1 pseudogene (only partly in view) is annotated in these 1,121 nt (G+C 48.3%); it reads left to right on the top strand.

Features of this window, described 5'->3' with window-relative positions:
- The first annotated feature begins 328 nt into the window (after positions 1–328).
- A pseudogene (locus tag COV46_07815) lies at positions 329–1,121 on the top strand (hypothetical protein); it runs 1,007 nt beyond the window's last position.

Here is a 1,121-nt window from a genome sequence, read left to right as displayed (position 1 = left end):
TGCCGCGCCCCTTCGGGGCTCGCAATGACAGCGTGAGTAGTTTATAGAGGTGCCCGTTCGTTATAACTCAAGTTTTGCCAATAGCAGAAAGGGATTTCTTGAAAACATTAAAAACACCATCTTTACTTAATTGCTAATTCATATTATATATCCAATAGATATCCCACTTTCTTAAATTTGACTCAAATTTATCTTCAACTTTCGACCGGTTATTTAGCAACTTTTTTGTGGCACTGCCGATAAATACAATGTATGCGTATTTTTCCGAGCGGGGGATGGTAACTCTAAGGGGTGACTCTGAGTGACAACCTTGGTTCCAAGAGTATCGTTGCCGCCGGTGGAAATCGGACCACGAGTTCCTTCGGTTGATGTTGGGGTTGTTGGAGCCACAGGCAACAACGGTTTGCCGATTACCTGTGGCGAGTTAAATCAAGCGTTCGAATCCGGTGGCGTTCTGCCTACCGCGAATACCGCAGGTCCGGGGAGAGCCCTTGGCGTTTCTTCATCTAGACGACGCGTTACTGGTCCTCTTTACGCTCTCGCCCGTGCAGGTGCAGATGCACTGTTTGTTCCAAGAAAAGACCTCCCAGATCTGTTTCTTTCCCCGTTTAGAGTTATTTATGACGCGGCACACACAATAGCCGGAGCGCTGGCCGACATGGTCCCCCAGAAGAGTGCATATGGGTTTTCGTTGGCGATGGCGGGAGACGCTTCGCTTGCCGGCGGCGCGAGAGTTTTTATGGCAGGAGACGTTCACGAAACATCACCAGGACTTCTTGTCAGGGATATCCCTACCGCAGAAAACTTAGTCGCCACATGGGGTGAAATGGTCCTGTTCGGCCTGAAGCTTTCGCCGGAAGAAACGGTGACGATCGCCAATATATATGCAAGGCAATTTTTGCCGTTACGGAAAGACTTTCCTGGTACATACAATAGCAAAACGATAGCTAAACATCTGATGAATGACGGGGATGGTTTTTTGGCCAGTTTTGCAAATCACATCTTACAAATGATAACCGGTGGAACAGGCGGCGACAGTGGGATCCGAGATTTGTGGGGACTGTTGCAAAAACTTGTGGGCACCGCCGGTCAGACAAGTGTTTATAATTTAGTGGCTCGTA

It is taken from the genome of Deltaproteobacteria bacterium CG11_big_fil_rev_8_21_14_0_20_49_13, from assembly GCA_002796305.1.
Classification (GTDB): Bacteria; UBA10199; UBA10199.
This window is presented reverse-complemented; position numbering and strand designations above follow the sequence as displayed.